This window comes from Sphingobium sufflavum, from assembly GCF_021403115.1.
In the GTDB taxonomy this organism is placed as follows: domain Bacteria; phylum Pseudomonadota; class Alphaproteobacteria; order Sphingomonadales; family Sphingomonadaceae; genus Sphingobium; species Sphingobium sufflavum.
This window is the reverse complement of record NZ_JAJSSH010000004.1, coordinates 290,202-307,884: the sequence shown is the minus strand read 5'-3', so window position 1 is coordinate 307,884 and position 17,683 is coordinate 290,202. Positions and strand designations below refer to the sequence as shown.

At 64.9% G+C, this 17,683-nt stretch carries 15 protein-coding genes; 4 read left to right on the top strand and 11 right to left on the bottom strand.

Features of this window, described 5'->3' with window-relative positions; all coding sequences use genetic code 11:
- Positions 1 to 191: 191 nt before the first annotated feature.
- The 3 genes from LWE61_RS09030 to LWE61_RS09020 form a co-directional block, all read right to left on the bottom strand.
- Entirely contained in the window at positions 192 to 1,463 is a 1,272-nt protein-coding gene (locus tag LWE61_RS09030; RefSeq protein ID WP_234149728.1) for a replication initiator protein A, read from the bottom strand.
- Positions 1,464 to 1,681: 218 nt separating this feature from the next.
- Positions 1,682 to 2,740, bottom strand: coding sequence for a ParB/RepB/Spo0J family partition protein (locus tag LWE61_RS09025; RefSeq protein ID WP_234149727.1), 1,059 nt, complete (start codon positions 2,738 to 2,740; stop codon positions 1,682 to 1,684).
- Between the two features lie 83 nt (positions 2,741 to 2,823).
- A complete protein-coding gene (locus tag LWE61_RS09020; RefSeq protein WP_234149726.1) occupies positions 2,824 to 4,020 on the bottom strand; it encodes an AAA family ATPase in 1,197 nt (398 codons plus the stop codon).
- A gap of 494 nt (positions 4,021 to 4,514) precedes the next feature.
- On the opposite strand from LWE61_RS09020, the gene LWE61_RS09015 reads away from it, so the two are divergent.
- Together LWE61_RS09015 and LWE61_RS09010 are read left to right on the top strand one after the other, a co-directional pair.
- Positions 4,515 to 5,624, top strand: a complete 1,110-nt coding sequence (locus tag LWE61_RS09015; protein ID WP_234149725.1) for a hypothetical protein — start codon at positions 4,515 to 4,517, stop codon at positions 5,622 to 5,624.
- A 288-nt stretch (positions 5,625 to 5,912) separates the two neighbouring features.
- Positions 5,913 to 6,338, top strand: coding sequence for a hypothetical protein (locus tag LWE61_RS09010; RefSeq protein ID WP_234149724.1), 426 nt, complete (start codon positions 5,913 to 5,915; stop codon positions 6,336 to 6,338).
- Between the two features lie 106 nt (positions 6,339 to 6,444).
- Here the strand turns inward: LWE61_RS09010 and LWE61_RS09005 are convergent, their stop codons facing one another.
- The 8 genes from LWE61_RS09005 to LWE61_RS08980 form a co-directional block, all read right to left on the bottom strand.
- Positions 6,445 to 6,807, bottom strand: coding sequence for a response regulator (locus LWE61_RS09005; RefSeq protein ID WP_234149723.1), 363 nt, complete (start codon positions 6,805 to 6,807; stop codon positions 6,445 to 6,447).
- A 130-nt stretch (positions 6,808 to 6,937) separates the two neighbouring features.
- Positions 6,938 to 7,141, bottom strand: a complete 204-nt coding sequence (locus tag LWE61_RS20945; protein WP_407696217.1) for a rhodanese-like domain-containing protein — start codon at positions 7,139 to 7,141, stop codon at positions 6,938 to 6,940.
- Entirely contained in the window at positions 7,110 to 7,973 is an 864-nt protein-coding gene (locus LWE61_RS09000) for a rhodanese-like domain-containing protein (RefSeq protein ID WP_407696216.1), read from the bottom strand. Before LWE61_RS09000 ends, LWE61_RS20945 begins: the two co-directional genes overlap by 32 nt.
- A gap of 3 nt (positions 7,974 to 7,976) precedes the next feature.
- Positions 7,977 to 8,144 carry a rhodanese-like domain-containing protein gene (locus LWE61_RS20940; RefSeq protein ID WP_407696215.1) on the bottom strand — a complete coding sequence of 56 codons (168 nt, stop codon included), beginning with the start codon at positions 8,142 to 8,144 and terminating at the stop codon, positions 7,977 to 7,979.
- A complete protein-coding gene (locus LWE61_RS08995; protein ID WP_234149722.1) occupies positions 8,141 to 8,758 on the bottom strand; it encodes a cysteine dioxygenase family protein in 618 nt (205 codons plus the stop codon). Before LWE61_RS08995 ends, LWE61_RS20940 begins: the two co-directional genes overlap by 4 nt.
- Entirely contained in the window at positions 8,755 to 10,245 is a 1,491-nt protein-coding gene (locus LWE61_RS08990) for an amidase (RefSeq protein WP_234149721.1), read from the bottom strand. Before LWE61_RS08990 ends, LWE61_RS08995 begins: the two co-directional genes overlap by 4 nt.
- A gap of 19 nt (positions 10,246 to 10,264) precedes the next feature.
- A complete protein-coding gene (locus LWE61_RS08985; RefSeq protein WP_234149720.1) occupies positions 10,265 to 11,533 on the bottom strand; it encodes an MFS transporter in 1,269 nt (422 codons plus the stop codon).
- A complete protein-coding gene (locus LWE61_RS08980; protein ID WP_234149719.1) occupies positions 11,530 to 13,899 on the bottom strand; it encodes a TonB-dependent receptor in 2,370 nt (789 codons plus the stop codon). Before LWE61_RS08980 ends, LWE61_RS08985 begins: the two co-directional genes overlap by 4 nt.
- Before the next feature lie 420 nt (positions 13,900 to 14,319).
- On the opposite strand from LWE61_RS08980, the gene LWE61_RS08975 reads away from it, so the two are divergent.
- Complete coding sequence (locus LWE61_RS08975) at positions 14,320 to 15,879, top strand: pyridoxal phosphate-dependent decarboxylase family protein (protein WP_234149718.1); 1,560 nt, start codon at positions 14,320 to 14,322, stop codon at positions 15,877 to 15,879.
- Positions 15,876 to 17,660, top strand: a complete 1,785-nt coding sequence (locus LWE61_RS08970) for a phenylacetate--CoA ligase family protein (protein WP_234149717.1) — start codon at positions 15,876 to 15,878, stop codon at positions 17,658 to 17,660. Before LWE61_RS08975 ends, LWE61_RS08970 begins: the two co-directional genes overlap by 4 nt.
- Positions 17,661 to 17,683 lie beyond the last annotated feature (23 nt).

Here is a 17,683-nt window from a genome sequence, read left to right as displayed (position 1 = left end):
AGGCCTGCAATTCTGACCGGTATGGGCAGTAGCCGATACGCTAATGTTTGCGCATATAAACCGGTGAACGGGCAAACAGGAGCTACCCACGTTAGGGTGTAAGGGGGAAGCTTGGGGGAGTTCGCAACACCGCAGGCGAAAGAATAAAAAGGGAAAGCACGAGCCGTATGACAATGGCCGATCCGCGCAGGTCAGCGGTGTCGATTCTTTTCATGGAAGCGACGGACAAAGCCGATAAAGGCTTTCTGATAGTTGACTGGGGTGCGGGTAGCATCGCCATCGATCCAGTCGCGAAACTCCTGGTGAAGTGTTTGATAATCCCAGCCCGGACACTCGGCACGCAGGATCGCTAGCGTAGCGTCGGTCATCTCTCCAGCCGTCGCGCGCGTCGCCATTCTGATGACGCTGCGGCGCATCAGGGTGCTGACATCAGCGACGGGCATTGCCTCATCCATAGACGCACGTGGGGAGGGGGCAGAGACGGAGATGGACGCGGCTGATTTGGAATTGGTGGGGAGAGCGGAAGTCGAGTTGGTGGTCGGGGTCTGTAATGAACTGGAGTGCACAGTTGAGGCAGATTTCCGGGCAGAAGCGGTACGCTGTGTGGAAAGTGTACTGCTCCCAGATTCGTCCCGGCGGCGCATGCGGACAGAGGGTTCACGCTTGCCGCTCGCCTGCTCCATCTCAAGGCGATAACCGGGCAAGGGATCGCGCTCTGCAATCTTGGCGATTTCGAACTTGAAGCGACGATACTGCCCCTCAGCCCCAGACTTTTCGAACAAGGTGGGCATGGAAATAGCAAAGCCTGCTTCACCCGCGCCGCCTGCGTGCTTGCGTGCTACTTTGTAAAGCCAGCGTTCGCGTCCGCCGGTCAGGTCGAAATAGGCGCGGTCGATGGACAGGACGCCGCCTTTCATCAGCACGCCCTCATAGAACCAGTTGCTCAGTTCGATGGTCATCCCGCGCGATCGTTCGGTTTTTTCATCGACCAACTGAGTCCAGCCGTCGAGCCAGCTGAAGGTTGCTTCCCGCCGGTTTTCGGCGCGGATATTGGTTTTGATTGTGGTCGAGACGAGTCGGTCGAGAGATTGGCCCAGCAACTCATAAGCACGGCCAGTCGTCGGGCGGTTGATTGCTCGAAGCAGATCATAGGGCATAAGATGCAGCTTGCGAGGAACGTCGTTGAGGCCACGGCGTGCCATGTCAGCCAGCGTCGATGCACAATAAATCAGGATGTCCGCGTCCCAGATAGTCGCCATGCCATAATCGGGATTGGCCGATACATGGACCCATGTTTTCCCGTCGGGGGAGTGATAATCGATCGGTTTCACCCGTTTTGATTTGGCTAGGGAGAAGAAAGGGCGCTCCATCATTTCGCGCTGGTCACGCATGGGGAGGTCGACGACATAGGGCAGGAAAAGGTCGAACTGGTCGTTGATGCCGGGTTTGGAGGAGATGGTCATGGCAGGCGGCATCCGGTCAGGAGAGAGGAATATGGTGCGAATAGGAAAGGGGACGACAACCAAGGAGCAGGGCGATGGCGGCCGCGAACCTGTAGTTTGGATTCAACGTTTCCCCGGGGAAACAGGTCTCTGATGGCACGACCCCACACAATGCCCTTGCCCCTCCATGGTCAACTTCCCACCGTTAAGGAGAAAGACGAGGCGGATCGTGAGTTTCTTCAACGGTGTAGGCCCCGGCCACACTCTTCCAAATGCCGTAGTGCGGCGCGCAGAGCATCGATAATCTCATCCTCGTTTGCCCCGGAACCGGAGTGCAGCCGAATGGTGACGCCTTGCCGATTGGCCGACTGGATAGAGAGCAGGGTACGGCCATGACGGCTGAGGGCCGCATAGGGTTCGGATCGGTCGACCTGGATGGTGGGCGCCGCAAGTAGCCGCTTGAGCACATCAGCGGCTGGAATTGGGGCGTTTTCCTCTTCGCGTAGCGCTTTTTGTTCAACAGCGATACGGCGGGCAACAGCGGCGATGGCCTTGGCCGCTTCCCGGTCGTCTAACGCTTGCGCCAAGGTGTAAGCGGGCTTGAGTTGCACATCGGAGGGAGAGGCGAAGGCCGCGATGACTGCATCGGGGATGCCCGCGACCTTGATCATCTTGGACAGCCAGCCCTTAGATAACTTTAGTCGTTCCGCCATGCGAGTCAGATGACTGCCGTAATGGGCCTTCAGGGCTTCGGCATAATTACGCGCCCTTTCGAGATCCGACACATCTTTACGTGCGCGGTTTTCCAAGTCGGCGAGGCGGAAGGCGGCCTCGTCATCCAGTTGTGCGACTTGTGCCACAAACTGCATATCGGGATAGCTGTGTTTACGCAGCCAACTGATCGACCAGTGACGGCGGGTGCCCGCGATAACTTCGAAATCATGGTCTGGGTCATCCTCCACGCGGCGTACGACGGCGGGGACTTTCTGCCCGCCCTCCGCTACGATGGAGTCGATCAGTTCCGCGCAGTTCTCCGCATTGAGGTCAGCATAATGTCGCGCGTTGCCCGTCCAGATGCGAACGCGTGCCGGGTTGAGGAGCAATTGGGTGACCTGCCGCACTTCGCCCGAGGCAACACGAGCAAGGGCGGATTCGCGGCCAAGCAGAGTGGTTCCGCGCGTCCGTTCCGGGCGGAGAGAAGCCACGTCAGGCGCCTTTTCCTCTGGCACAGCAACGGCGTTTGCGTCCACTTCGTCCGAAAGGAGGGCCGCAAGATAATCGGACTGCTTACGTGCCATGGGAAACCTCCAGATGGGGCAGGGCGCGCGTACCTATGCCATTGGGGTGGCTGTAGGACAGGCTGTTGGATGCCGTGAGGAGGTCAGGCTGCATTGACAATATCCTCTTCTCGCGCTGGGGTAACGCGGCCCCAGCTCTGCCGGACAAGCGCCTCGACTTGACCGAGAGCCTCATCAAGATTGGCACGGCACCGCTTGTGGGTGCGTGGCGTGCCAATCGGTCGTTCCAGTTCATAGACGCTCATCATGCGCAGCGCGGCATGGCTGATTTCCGCGCTTTCTAATATGGGAACGGGAAGGAGGGCGGGGCCGAAACTTTGCTCCAATATGGCGCGGACCATCGCATGGCTGGGGTCATTGGCGTCATATTTGGAACAGATCAGGCGAATGAATTGATAGTCCACATCGATGCCAGCTTGTCGCAACTGGGCTAGCACCTGATCCATCATCGATAGGAACTGCACTGTCGAGCAGAAGTCCGGAGTGGTCGCGGCCAGCGGGACGAGCAGGGCGTTGGCGGCCTGCATCACGGCGAGGCTGATCGTCCCCAGCGCTGGAGGCGGATCGAGCAGCACGATATCATAGTTGCGTGCGAGGTCGGCCAGTCCTTTCTTGAGCTTGCGGAAGCGTGCGGCAAGGACAGAGCCGCCATCGCTGCCTGCCGCCGCCAGTTCATATTCCACGTCGAACAGTTCGAGGTTGGACGGGATGAGGTCGACATTGGGCCATGCCGTATGCTTGACTGCATAAAGCAGGTCCGTCTGGGTTGGGTCGATCGAGAGATATGGGTAGAGAGTCTCCTCCCGCTGGATATTGAAGTGCGGGTTGAATCCGAACAGGGTGGTGGTGGTGGCCTGGCTGTCGCAATCGACCACCAGCACGCGATACCCCTGCACCGCGAAATAATGGGCGAGGTGGCAGGTCACGGTAGACTTGCCGACGCCGCCTTTGAAATTCTGCACTGCGACGATAGCTGGTATGTCGAGCGGCGCACGCTCGGGTGAGGCTCCCAGAACAGATCGCATGTTGAGCAGCTCTTCTACGGTGTAGCCGGGACGGCGGCCATTTTCGGTCGGTGGAGCAGGGGGGAGACGACCATCGTCCTCCGCCATACGAATACGGTTGGTTGAGCAGCCGAGAAGCTGCGCTGCCTCGGCGATGCCGAAGCGGACATTCAACTCCTTGCGGCTTTCGGGTAAGAAAGCCTTGCGTCGGAGGCGCTCGATCATTTTCTCACCCGCTTCCGCGAGATCGCCGATTTGATCTATGACTGCGTTCATTCTGAGCCTCAACGCTAGAATTGAATAATATTATTGCGCCATATCGCAAATTTCATTCAATTTGACAATGGGGGTGATCTTTTTGCCTTGCTTTAAAGCTTCAGGATGAGCATCCTTGATCGATGCTAAGGGCGCATGCCTCTATTTTCGATTTTAAAGGCCGTCAGGCCGTCATGGGTTGGCGAGATACCCACGGGTTACGGATTGCGTATAGTTGCGCTCCTGTGGCGTTTGGCGGGAACGAATTTTTGCCAACTTTGCCATCTGGTCAATGGTAAAGCCACGGTTGGTCGGATCTTCAAAGGAAGATTTTGGCCTCTACGCTCCCGGATGATTCGCAAGTTCGTAAGGGCCATCATCTTGTGGCAAGACCTTTGCTTCTTCGTTCAGGCCTGTTCCATCGGCAAAGCGAAGGTGCGGAGCAGGGCGCATAGGTCGGTCTGACGGCTGGTCGCCCGGCCTCTGGCCCGGATACCACGGGGCTGAAGGCGCTGGTGCTGGCCTATCCCACCGGTACTACGGGGATCGAGCTGGGATTCGGTCCCTATTGCTGGGAAATCGGCTGGGGTTATCAGGGTGCTGGCGATGCGCGCGACGCCGCCAATGCAGACTACACGGAAAAGCGCGACGCGCTCCAATCGGTCGCAGATGGCAATGGAGCGGGTGCGCGACCGAAAAAGCTCGCTGGTGGCACTCGTGCGGCCCGTGCTCGCTGGAAGTCCGCGAACAAAGATGCGACCAAGGCGCGCACGGCGGCCCGCGCGGACATCAAACGGCTGCGCCCTCCGCCCACGTCGCGCCTGTCTGGCGATTATTGGGGGAAGGAGGAAGATGACGGCCTTGACCTGACGGTGCTTGTCAATGATCGGGCGATCGGCTGGTCGGAGTTGAAGCAGCAGTATAAGAGCGCGGCGACGGCTTTGAAATGCGTCAACGACATTCTGCACTTCAGTAAGGGCATCAAGGATAATCTGATGCTCGCCTTTGCATTTCTGAACGATTATTCTCCTTCCATCGTGCGCCCCTCGGCCTCCCTGTCGCTGGAGGTGATGACCATCGACCTGTTCCTGGGCCACAAGCTGACAGGTTCGGATTCGCTCAAGGGCGACCGCTGGCGTGCGCTGCAACCCTATTGGGATGTGGAGGTGGCGGCGAAGCTGCTCGAAATATCGGGCAGCATCGGCGTCACGGTGGGGCGCAGCCTGCTCGGAACGGGCGCGTCGGTGGAGCTTTCGGTAACGGCGACCGGCACCGCGACGGTGGCCTATGAGGCAAAGGGGCGGTCGCTGGCCTTCCCGCCCGCAGGGTTCGAACATGAACTCAAGGCAATCGGCACCATCACCCTGTCCAGCACGCTGATCGGCAAGGCGACATTTCTGTGGTTCGAGGTCGGTGCGGCGGGTGGTGCAGCGGCGGGGGGGGGCGTGCGCTGGCTGGGGTCGTGCGAACCGCGCAACCTGCTGGATTTCGGACAATGGGACAAACGACTGCTCGGTGATCCCATCGTCGCCACTATCTTCTACCGATCCGCGTTCAGCAAGAACAAGACCAAGCAATATGTCTTGTGGGGTGGCACTTCGCCAAAGGATGACGCGTCAGGATGAGCGACCTTCTCTACATGGAGCTGGATTGTGAGGGTCTGGTCGGGGAGGTGCGGATCAACGACATTCCCGTCGTTCCCGTCAAGCCTATGCCGTTCCGGGCCTATCTGCCGGTTCCGTCCTACATTGTGCAGGGCGCGAACCGGCTGGAGGTGCGGCTGCGCGTGGTGGGGCCGCCGCGCCTGTTGCTGCGCATCGCGCTGTTCGACGATGGCGAGGAGTTTTTCGTAGGCGCCGGGCGCGATCTGGCGCGAATAGACCGTCCGTCCCCCGGGCGAGGAGCCGGTCGCCATGACCTTTACCAGCCCGGTTGGCCCGTTGGTCTGGGCCTGGGATACCTGCCGCCGCTGGCCCGGTATCGACGCTGCCATGGATCAGGCACATCCTTATATAGAGCGGGTGGTGGATGCCTGGCGCAACCGCGACGCAGGGTGGCTGATCGCCGCTGCAAAGCCCAAGCATCACGACATGGCGCGGGCTTTCCCCAACCGCACTCTGGCCGCGATAGAGGCGGTGGTCGTGGAGGATATTACCACCCAGTTGCCGATTACCACACTGCGCCCGATTGCAGCGTCGCGTCTTTGCGCCGATGGCAGGTGGTTGCTGTTGCTCGATCCCGCTGGCGAGGATTTGTTGCAGGGGCGTGATGAGGATGGGCCGTTTGGCTGGTCTGCCGCGATCGGTCGCCGGGACGATGGCTGGGCGATCATTCGATAAGAGCATTTTGCTGGCCGCAAAGGGCATCCGTCGCCTCGCCAGCGGGATGCGCACAGGTCATTTGGTAATGTTCTGACGCCGTGACCCTGGCGTCCCACTCGCTCCCTCAATGCTGGGTGATGAGCAACCTCTCGATCTGTTGGGTCAATTGCGTCCAGCGATAGGGCTTGGCGATGAATGCCCCATGATCCGGCAGTTCGTCATCCGACAGGTCGACATGGCCGGATGTCAGTAGCAGGCGGATCGTGGGCCATCGCCCATGCACGCGCGTCGCCAGTTCGATGCCGTCCATCGGGCCGGGCATGCGGATGTCGGTGAACAGCAGGGCGATGGTGCTGCCATGTTCCAATATGTCCATGGCTTCGTCGGCGTCTTCTGCCTCGATCACGTCATAGCCCGCATCCATCAGCACTTCCGCGCCTATTTCACGGATCAGCGGCTCGTCCTCGACAATCATGATCGTCGTCATGTGCCTCTCCTGCACCGCCCCGGAGGACAGAACGGATAAGGTGCACTGCCGTTCCGGCGACAGAAGTCCGCGATCGCTGCCGGTCGTGAAAAGTGGGCGTCATATCCCACCGCATGTTTCGCCGCTGCCTTCAGGCGATGATCCGGAATCCATGCGTGCCGTCACGGGCAAGCTGCGCGACCAGCCCATATTCCCAGTCGAGATAGGCCTGCATCGCCTCCGCCCGATTGTCCGTCCCTTCATAGGGGCGCTTGTACCGCCCGTCCAGGCCGCGCGGCGGCGGTGCGTCGTCGGGGCCGGTTTCAAGCGCCGACGGCCAGTCGGCCTCCAGCACGAATATGTCCCAGCCCTGTTGGGCGAGCCAGGAAGCGGTCATCGTGGCGCGTGGCCCCAGATCGTCCGACAGGATGATCCGTGCGCCCCGGACCGGCGCGAAATGATCCGTCTCCTGCACCAGTTGCCCGCCCGGCGCATGGCGAAATCCGGGGCGGTGCCCGGCGGCATAGGGCGCGGGCTGGCCACGTCGTAGAGATAATGGGTGCGGGTATCATCCGCCCGGATGCGGGCCAGTTCCGCGCGGCGGACCGCGCCGCCGCGACAGACGCCGGATCGACCGGGCCATGGCCGCGCGCCTGCCCCCTCTCCAGCGCCTGCCCGGCGAGGGTCCAGCCGATGGTGCCGTTGCGCAGCGCAAAGACCGGATTGGGCACGCCCGCGTTGACTAGCGATTGCGCACCGATGATCGACCGGGTGCGGCCCGCGCAATTGACGATGATAGTGGTGGTGGGGTTGGGCGCTATGGCGCGGGCGTGCAGCACCAGCTCCGCGCCCGGTACGCTGGTGGCGGTCGGGATGCTCATGACCGTATATTCTTCCGGCCGGCGGGCGTCGACGATCCGGATGTCAGCCCCCTCCCGGATCAGCGCCTGCACGGTTTCGGCGGGCAGGGAGGGGGTGTGGCGGACATGCTCGACCAGTTCGCCAAAAGCCTTGGCATAGCTGTTGACGTCCGCAAACAGTTCCTGGCCCGCATCGCGCCAGCCGGACAGGCCGCCCGCCAGCGAGAAAAGGCGGGTAAAGCCCAGCGTCGCGAACGCCGCCAACGCCGGTGCCACCAGCCCTTCGCCATCGTCATAGAGGATGACGGGCACATCCGGCCGGGGCATGCGCTAGCGCGCCTCCACCGCGATGCGGTCCAGCGGAACCTGCGCAGCAAACAGGGGATGGCCCAGCGCAAAGGCCGCCTCGTCGCGCAGGTCGATGAGCGCCAGTTCCTCACCCGCCAGCAGCATGGCGCGGACCTCCGCCGGGGAGAGGGTGGCGACGGAGCCGCTCATGCGCTGGGCGCCCAAAGGTTGGGCAGCCGGTCGTTGCTATAGCCGGAGACGAAGGGTTTGGGCGTGCCGTCCGGCTGATAGGTCGCGCGTTCGACCCGGCCGATATTGCCGCCATAGACATGGATGCTGATTGCGGGCGTATCGGCGCTGGCGTTGGCGACCCGGTGGAGCTCGCCCGCGTCGCCGGGAACGAAGCTATCGACCCGCCCCGCCTCCAGCCGTTGCAGTGAGGTAGGGTGCAGGCGGCCATCGGTCCCGCGCCGGAAATGTTCGACCTGTTCCGCGCCGCGCAGCACGCCGACCAGTCCCCAGAGGCGATGGTCGTGGATCGGGGTGGACTGGCCCGGACCCCAGACGAAACTGACGATGCTGAACCGCTCGCCACTGTCGCAATGGAGGAGATAATGCTGGTAGCGGTCGGGATCGGTGCGCGCATAGGCGTCGGGCAGCCAGTCGGGCGCGGCGAGCAGGGCGGCCAGCAGCGGCGCCCCCCGCGTGACGGTCGCCTGGTCGTCCAGCCGCTCGTCCAGAAGGGCAGCGAAGGCGCGGATAAAGTGGCGGAGCGGGGCGAGGCCGGTCGTTGCCGCCTTCCTTTCTGCGATACGGGTGTTCATGGCTGGCCGAGCGATTCCAGCGGGCGCGGCGCCTGTCCCGCATCGGCGATCAGGGGCCGCCGGTCGGCCCATGGTCGCGCCGCCTCCAGCTCCGCGGCGACGCGCAGCAGCCGTCCCTCCGCCCCCAGCGGCCCGGCGATCTGCACCCCGATGGGCAGGCCGTCGGTCCAGACCAGCGGCACCGTCGCGGCGGGCAGGCCCGCGCAATTATAGGGGGAGGTGAAGATGGTGTGGTTGTACAGAATCTCGAAATAGGCGTCGAGGTCGGGCGACTGCATGTCGATGGTGCGCAGCGGCAGGGGCGGGTCGGCCAGCGTCGGGGTCAGCAGCAGGTCATAGCGTTCGAAGAACTGGCCAAAGGCGCGCGAGACGCGGTGGATGGTGGTTATCGCCCAGGCCAGATCCTGCCCCGTATAGACGCGGCCCTCCGCCCCCCATGCCCAGGTGACCGGCTCCACATCGGTCTCCGTCGCCGGGCGGCCCAGCGCGATGCCGCGCGCGGCCAGTCCATTGGCGGTGTTCGACGCGACGATGATGCGGGTCGCCTGTTTCAGCGCGGACAGGTCGATGTCTGGGCGGGCCTCCTCCACCTCATGCCCCAGATCATTGAGCAGAGCCGCGACATTGCGCGCGGCGACGGTGGGGAGGGGGTGCACTCCCTTGCCGTCATGGCCGACCGTTTGCAGCGCGATGCGCAGCCGCCGGGTCGGGCGGTCCAGCGCGTCGAGGAAGCTACCCGCCTGCGCCGGGACGGAATAGGGGTCGCCCGGTTCTGCGCCATGGGTGGCGTCGAGAAAGGCGGCGCTGTCACGCACGCTGCGGGTGATGACATGATGGACCGACAGGCCGTTCCAGCCCTCCCCTATGTCGGGGCCGAAGGGGGTGCGGCCCCGGCTGGGCTTAAGCCCGAACAGACCGGTGTTGGCGGACGGCACGCGGATGGAGCCGCCGCCGTCGGTGGCATGGGCGGCGGGCACGATCCCGGCGGCGACGGCGACCGCCGCGCCGCCGCTCGACCCGCCGGGGCTGTGCGCCGGGTTCCAGGGGTTGAGCGTCGGGCCATGGGCGGCGGGCGCGGTTTCGCTGGCCAGCCCGTTTTCGGCGGTGTTGGTAAAGCCCAGCAACAGCAGCCCCGCCGCGCGGTATCGGCGCGTGATCGTGGAATCCCGCACGGCGACATGGCTCTGCCAGAAACGGCTGCCGTTGGAGCTTTGCTCGCCACCAACCTGTATGCTGCTGTCCTTGACCAGGAAGGGCACGCCCGCAAAGGGCCGTACCCGGCCATCCTCGCCATAGAGGTTGAGGCGCAGCGCATCCCGCCGCGCGCTGTCGTAGAGCGTATGGACGACGGCGTTCAGCGCGGGATTATGCGTCGCAATCCGGGCGATGGCACTTTCCAGCACCTCCGTCGCGGAGACGCTGCCGGTGCGGATCAACCGGGCGAGGCCCAGCGCATCATGGCGGTCATAGTCAGCAAGGATGGACATGGGGTGGCTCCTTGAAAGGTCAGGCTTTGGCGGGCCGGGATTCTGGGGAGGGCCGGGGTTCGGGCTGGGAGCGGGGCTGCCCAGTGTCGGATTGACCGATGCCGGGTTGAGGAGCGCGGGACGGGGCCAGAGCCAGAAGCAACAGCGTCGAACCGAGCAGGAAGAACAGGGTCAGGCTGATCATCGCGGGCAGGCCGCCCGCATGCTGGATCACGCCACCCGCCAGCAGCGGACCGATGGCCAGACCGCCGCCGATCGCCATGTTTGTCAGCCCCATCAACCGCCCGCCGGGGTCGAGGGCGGCGACCCGGCCAAGGATGAAGGGCAGGGTGAAGGTGGACGCGCCCTTGAGCAGGCAGGCCGCCGCCCCAAAGCGCAGCAGGGACGGTTCGTGCAGCAGGAGCGCGACCGACAGGCCGATCAGCGCATAGCCGATGACGAGCACCGCCTGCCCCTTGCGCGCCGCCAGCAGCGTGGCAAGGAACGCGCCCGCGATGCCGAACAGCGAGCCGATGGCCAGCACCGTGCCGCTGGCGATGGCGTCCGACCCGCCCGTGCGCGCGATGGCCGCCATGAACGGCCAGACGCCGCCATAGCCGATATAATAGAGGAGAATGCCGCCGACGCCGATGGCGATGAGGCGCGGCGCGGTGCGTGCGCCCTTTGCCGCCGGTCCGTCGGGGGCGACGGTCGCCGGCAACTGGCGCAGCAGAAGGCTCGCCGCCGTCATCAGTCCGGCGAGGAGGAGATAGAGGGCGGCCAGGCCGAATAGCGCGAAGAGCCGGGGTAGCAGGGTGAGGAGCGCCGCGCCCACCACCAGTTGCCCTAGCACCCACAGGCCGAACAGCCGCTCGCTCTGCCGCGACCGCCCGGCCAGCGTCATGCTCAGCACCATCAGAGATCCGCCCGACAGCGCCGAAAGGGCGCGCAGCGGCAGCAGCCATGGCAGGCTGGTCACCTGTGTGGACAGGAGGTTGGCGAGGATGAACAGCGCCATGGCGACCGCCGCCGCGCGCCGCCATGGCACCTGTTTCAGCCACCACAGCGCGGGCAGGGTGGCAAGGCACATGCCCCCCTGCTCGACCGTGAAATAGAGGCCGATGGCGGACGGGGACAGGCCCCAGCCGCTGGTGAGTTCCGCCGCGATGGCGGGCGCGGCGAGCAGGGCGGTGGCGGTGATTGCCGCCAGCCCCACCACTGGCGCGGTGTCGGGTGGCAGGCGCCAGCGCGGCTGCCACCCTTCGCCATATTGTCTCGCCGTTGAGTCTCCGGCGACAGGCCCCGTCACAGGGCGACGCTCATTCGCACGCCAAAGGTGGCGGGCGACCCCACGACGCGCAGGTAATTGCTGTTCCCGCCGATCCCGGCATAGTTGTAATAATATTTGTCGAAGATATTCCGGCCCCACAGGCCGAAGTGCCAGGCTCCGTCGCGGTCGCCCAGCGTCAGTTGCGCATTGACCAGGTCATAGCCGGGCGTCTGCTGGAAGACATTGCCCGCGCCCGACGTGCTGGACCGATAGAGATAATCGACCCCCGCCTTGACGAACAGGCTGGACCCCACCTCCACCCGATAGCTGGGCGAGACGTTGATCGACCAGCGCGGCGTGTTGGGCAGGGCGATCCCCGCCGCATCATAGGTGCGCACGGTGGGGAAGCCGCTGAGCGGGCTGACCGCCGTCCAGCGCAGGATTTTCGATTCCAGCCATGTCCCGCTCGCCTCGATCGACGCACCGGGCAGGGGTGTCCAGCGCAGCAGCGCGTCCACGCCATAGATGCGCGATTTGGGGATATTGGTGATGCCGGTGATATTGCCGACAAAGGTGACGGCGGTACCGTTGGTCTGCTTGTTGCGATAATCATAATAGAAAGCGGACGCCTCCGCATAGAAGCCAAGGTCGCGCAGGGTCGCCTTCACGCCCGCCTCATAGGCGATCAGACGCTCGGCGCGATAGGCCGACTGCTGGCTCTTCAGATTGGCGTTGGCGCCGTTGAACCCGCCCGATTTGAAGCCGGTGGAGACATTGGCGTAGAGCAATGTGCCGGGCGCGGCTTCATATTCCACGCCGCCCTTGCCCATCCATTTGGTCGTAGCCGCCCGCTCTTCTGCATCCGCGAAGGTGCCATAGGTGGGGGAGCCGGTCCGGTCGTCATAGACGCTGCACCCGCCCGGCGGGATGTTGGCGGGCACGGGCAGGCCTTGCCCCCGGATGACATTGGGGATCAGGATGGTGTTGACGAAGCCGGTCAGCGATCCGTCGAGATCATAGGTGCAACCCGCAAAGCGCCGCGTCTCCCGTGTGACCCGCACTCCACCGATCAGGGTCAGCCCCTGCGTCACACGCGCTTCGCCATGGGCGAAGCCCGCCAGGCTGGTGGTCTTTTGCCGATAGCGGGTGTTGAGCGCGTTGATCCCCAGTACATTGCCGAAAAAGCTGTCCGGCATGAAGAAGCGATAATCCTCCCGCACCCGGTCGCTGCTGTAATAGCCGCCGAGGATCCAGCTCAGCCCGTCCTGTGCATTCTGGTCGGCGAGGCGGACCTCCTGGGAGAAGGCGGAAATGTCGCTGATGTTGCGGGCATTGGAGTCGCTCTGGTCCGCGCCGTCGAAATCGTTCGTCTCATCCCGCTTGAAATGGTCATAGGCGGTGATCGATGTCAGCGTCAGGCCGCCCAGCGCCAGGTTGAGCGTGCCGGACACGCCCTCCTGCCGGTTGTTGCGGTGGGGGCGAAAGGCCGGGGTCCAGTCGGCCACGCGATTGTCGCCGCTGGAGAAGCGGACCGTGCCGGTGGTCGCGCGCGCCTGCGCCCCCGCTAGTCCGATCTGGTGGCCATCCACCGGGGTCGGCGCCACATTGTCGCTGTCATCGTCGATCCAGTAGCCGCGCAGCAGGAGGCTGCTGTCCGGCGCAAGGTCGATATTGACCTGCCCGCGCAACGAGATCTGGCTCTTGTCACCCAGTGGCTTGTCATTGGGCCGGGACAGGCTGCGCTGCCACCCGCTGGAGATGTTCGCTGCGCCCGCCAGACGCACCTGCACGCCGTTGCTCACCGGGCCGCTGACGAACCCTTCCGCATTGGTGGTGTAGAAGCTGCCATATTCGATGGACGCGCCCGCGTGGAAATCGCGGGTCGGCTTGGCGGCGATCAGGTTGATCTGTCCCGCCGTGGTGTTGCGGCCATACAGGTCGCCCTGCGGCCCCTTCAGCACCTCGATCCGTTCCAGGTCGAAAAAGGCGCCCCGGCTCATCACCGGATAAGGAATGGCGACTTCGTCGGCGTACAGGCCGACGGTGCTGGACGAATTGACGAAGTAATTTTCGAACCCGACGCCGCGCAACGTGTAGTTGGGCACGCCATAGCCGCTGTCCTTGACGAACAGGCCGGGCATCACCTGCCAGAGCTGGTCGGCGGTGGTGATCCCCTTTTCGGAGAGGGTTTCGCCGGAAATGGCGGTGATGGCGATGCCGATGCTGCTGGCGGTCTGGCTGCGCCGCTGCGCGGTGACGATGATGTCGCCGCTGGCCTGACCGCCTTCCACAGCGGTGGCATCCGCCGTTTCCGCCGTCTTCGCATGGGCGACAGCGGACAGTGCCAGCGCGGCGGCCGTCAAGGCCCAGCGCGTCAGGCGCGTGCCGCGCGTCCCTGTCGTCATTCCCCTCGGTCGTACATACTCGTCATTCACCACGTCCATGTCCCCCGTCTGACGCCGCGGCGCCGGTTGTTCGCAGGGCGAGCGCCATTGCGCTGCATCCCGCCGGACAGACCATGGCGGGACGGCGGGGGCGTGACTTGACATAGCTGGCCAAGATGTTGCGCCTGCGTTGACCTTGGAAAAAGCGCAGCCTAATCCTGTGCTTACTCCACGGGGAGCCGGATTTTTGCACGACCCGCAACAGGGTGGAGCTGCCTTTCCCGCCTTTTTGGGCCGCAGATCCACGAATCCACGATCGAAGGTGGATGCTCGCGGGCCGCATCCTGAACCAGTTCAGCCTTGCATGCCGACCGGGCCTGTGCGGCGCCCCGATGGGCGTTCGTGGTGCGGTGCAGCATGTCCTGACTAAGGGAGATCGCCATGAACAGCATGCCTTTCGCCATCCGTGCCCATAGCGCAACGAACCCTGCTTCCTGTTCCTCCGCGCCGCAGGGTGCGACCGGGGCCTTCACCGATGCCTTCGGTGTTGATCGGCTGACCGAAGCGGTGGGGATCGCCACGGACAAGCTGACCCGGATGCTGGATTCTGACGCGCTGGAGGGGGTCAGCCTGGAACGGCCGCAGGATTTGCTGGCGGAGGCGCGGGCGTTGATGACCACGCAGGAGAGCGACAGCTTCGACGCGGAACGCTTCTCCGACATCCTCGACCTGTACATCCGCACCGGCGTCAAGCTGAACAGCCGGGGCTATATGGCGCGGCAATTCTCCTCCGTCGCGCCTGTCACCGCTGCTTTCGACCTGGTCAGCGCCATGGCTCCGCAACCGGCGTCCTTCTATGAGGTGGGGCAGCTCGCGAATGTCGCGGACAAGATCATCGCGGAGGAGTTCGGGCGACGCATCGGCTGGGAGACCGGCCGGTTCGATATGGTCAGCACGTCCGGCGCGTCGCTGGCCAACATGACCGCCGTGCTGGTCGCCCGCAACCGCCGCCTTGCCGATAGCTGGAAGGCGGGGGTTGGAGACGGTGCGGGCGGTCGCCCGGCCATCGCAATGGGGGAGGATGCCCATTTTTCCGTCAGCCGGATCGGCGGCATCATCGGCATTGGCGAGGACCAGATCGTCCGCCTGCCGCTTGATGCCCGGCGGCGCATCTGCGCGAAGGGCGCGGCTGCCGCGCTGGATGCCGCTGCGGCGCGCGGGCTGGACGTCTTCTGCATCGTGGCGGCGGCGGGCACGACCTCCGTCGGGGCCAATGATCCGCTGGAGGCGCTGGCCCATCTGGCGCGCGAACGGGGGGCGTGGCTGCATGTCGATGCGGCGCATAATGGCGCCTTCCTGCTGTCCGACCGGCTGCGCGGGCGGCTGGCGGGGATCGAGCTGGCCGACAGCTTCTGCCTCGACGCGCACAAGACGCTGTTCGTGCCCGCCATGTGTACCTTGCTCTTCTATCGCGAGCGGGGGCTGGCGGCGACGGCCTTCCCGCAAAAGGCGAGCTATGTCCTCGACCCGCAGGAGGATGAGATGAGCCGGTTCGAGAGCGGTACGCAGAATTTCGAATGTACCAAGCGGCCCGCCATCCTCAACCTCTGGCTGGCATGGGCGTTGTTCGGGCGGCGCTTCTTCGAGGAGAAGCTGGACTATCTGACGGAGCTGACGGATTTTGCACATGACCAACTGAATGACCTGTGTGATTTCGCCGTGGCGCACCGGCCGGAATCCAACATCCTGTGCTTCACCCACCGGCCGCCGGGGGTTGCCGCCGCCGATCTGGGCCGGTTGCAACTGGAACTGCGCAACCGCATCCGCGCGGACGGGCGCTATTTCATCTCCAAGGTCGATCTGGACGGTGAGACGGTGTTGCGCATCGTGTTGATGAACCACCGGATCGGCCGGGCCGACATCGCCGGGCTGGTCGAAGAGATCCGCCAGCAGGCCGCCGCGATCATCGCCGACTGGACGCGGCAGGGGGTGGCGGCATGAGCGGGCTGTTGAACGTGGGTGCGGGCGCAGATGCCGGTGCCGGTGCGGGCTCGGGCGCAGATGCCGGTGCGGGCGCAGAGGCGGGCAGCGCCGCGGCCTCCCATGCCTCCCATCTCTCCCATGCGGCCGATCCCGTGCCTTCCCACCCCGCTTCCCCCACCGCCATGGCGGGCGACCCCGCATCCTCTCATCCGGCGTCTTCCCCTGCCATGCCGGGCGATCCCCCACCGCCCCCGTCCGCCGCGCCGCATCCCGCCCCCGCCGAACTGGTGCGGGAAGCGGCGCGGGCGTTGGCGGAGGCGGTGCTGCCCGACGCGCAGCTCCAGCCGCGCAGCGTCGACGATGTGCTGGCCCTGCCGACGTTCCTGACGGCACTGCACGCGGCGGAGAAGCGGACGAACACGCCCATCGACCGGCTGTCCCTGCCCGTACAGCAGGCGCTGGTGCAGCGCAGGCTCCGCCAACTCGTGGCGATCAGCCGGGTCAATCCGCTGTGGCGAGACCGGATCGCGGGCGCGGTCGGCACCGATCCCGTGGCGGATTTCGATGCCTTCCAGTCGCTGCCCCTGACCGACAAGGAATTGTCGCGCATCTATTATGCGGAGGACCGGCCGGGGCTGGTCGTGCCGGTGGAGCGGGGCGGGTACCAGGTCGCGACCAGCGGCGGCACGGCGTCGGGCAAGCCGAGCGAGATCGTCTATCCGCTCGACGAACTGTGGGACACCTATGCATGGGCAGGCGCCTTTCTGGGCCGCCATGTCGTGGCGCCCCACATGCCCGGCGATGGTCCCCACTGGGTCGCCACCACGCTGGCCGACCATATGATGTGGAGCAGCAGCACCATGGTCGGCGGGGTGTTGCAGCGGATACCGGGCATCAACTTCATCGGCGCGGGCGCGATCGACCGCCATGTCTTTGGCCGCATCCTCGCCTATCCGGGGGCCAAGGCGATCATGGGCACCAGCCGCAGCATCGCGGATCTGGTCAGCCACGCCAACCACCTGTCGCCGGAGGAGCGGGCGAGCTTCCGCGTCGCCCTCTATGGCAGCGGCGAGATACAGCCGCGCGTGCGGGCCGACCTGAAAGCCGCCTATCCCAACCTGTCCATCCTCAGCTTCTTCGCCGCGATGCAGGCGGAGACGATCGGCCTGCAACTGGAGGTGGACTCGCCCGTGCTGACGGCGGTGCCGGGCCTGCATCTGGTGGAGGTGGTGGACGAACAGGGCCGATGGGTGGACGTGGGGGAGGAGGGCGAACTGGTCGTCACCCGCCTGTTCGGCCATGGCGCGCCCGTCCTGCGCTATCGCCTCGGCGACCGGGTCGTCCGGCGGGAGGACCGGCAGACGGCGGCGCTGAACGCGGTGCAATTCGAATATGTCGGGCGTAGCAGCGACCGTTTCGCCATCGGCCCGCTGGGCTTTTTCGCGACGGACGCGCTGGGAGGCATTGCCGTCAACCTGCGCCGCCGGGGCCTGCTGGACATAGAGGGGGAGGCGGAGGATGTGCAGATCCGGCTGGACCATGCGGCCCGCACGTTCCGGCTGATCGTGGTGACGCCCAACGCGGAGTCACTCGCCGGGCAGGCCGCCAGCGTCGCCGCGTCGCGCGCGCTGGTGACGGGGCTGGTCCGGTCGCTGGGCGCGCGCTGCGATGCCGCCGGGGCGTTGAACGCGCTGATGAACGGCGGCTATCGCTTCACCCTCTCGCTCCTGACGCCGGGTGCGCCCGGCCTGCACCTGACGGAGGTCGGCAAGGTGCCGCTCCTCGTCGAAACCCGCTGAACATCCAAGAGACAATCCAACAG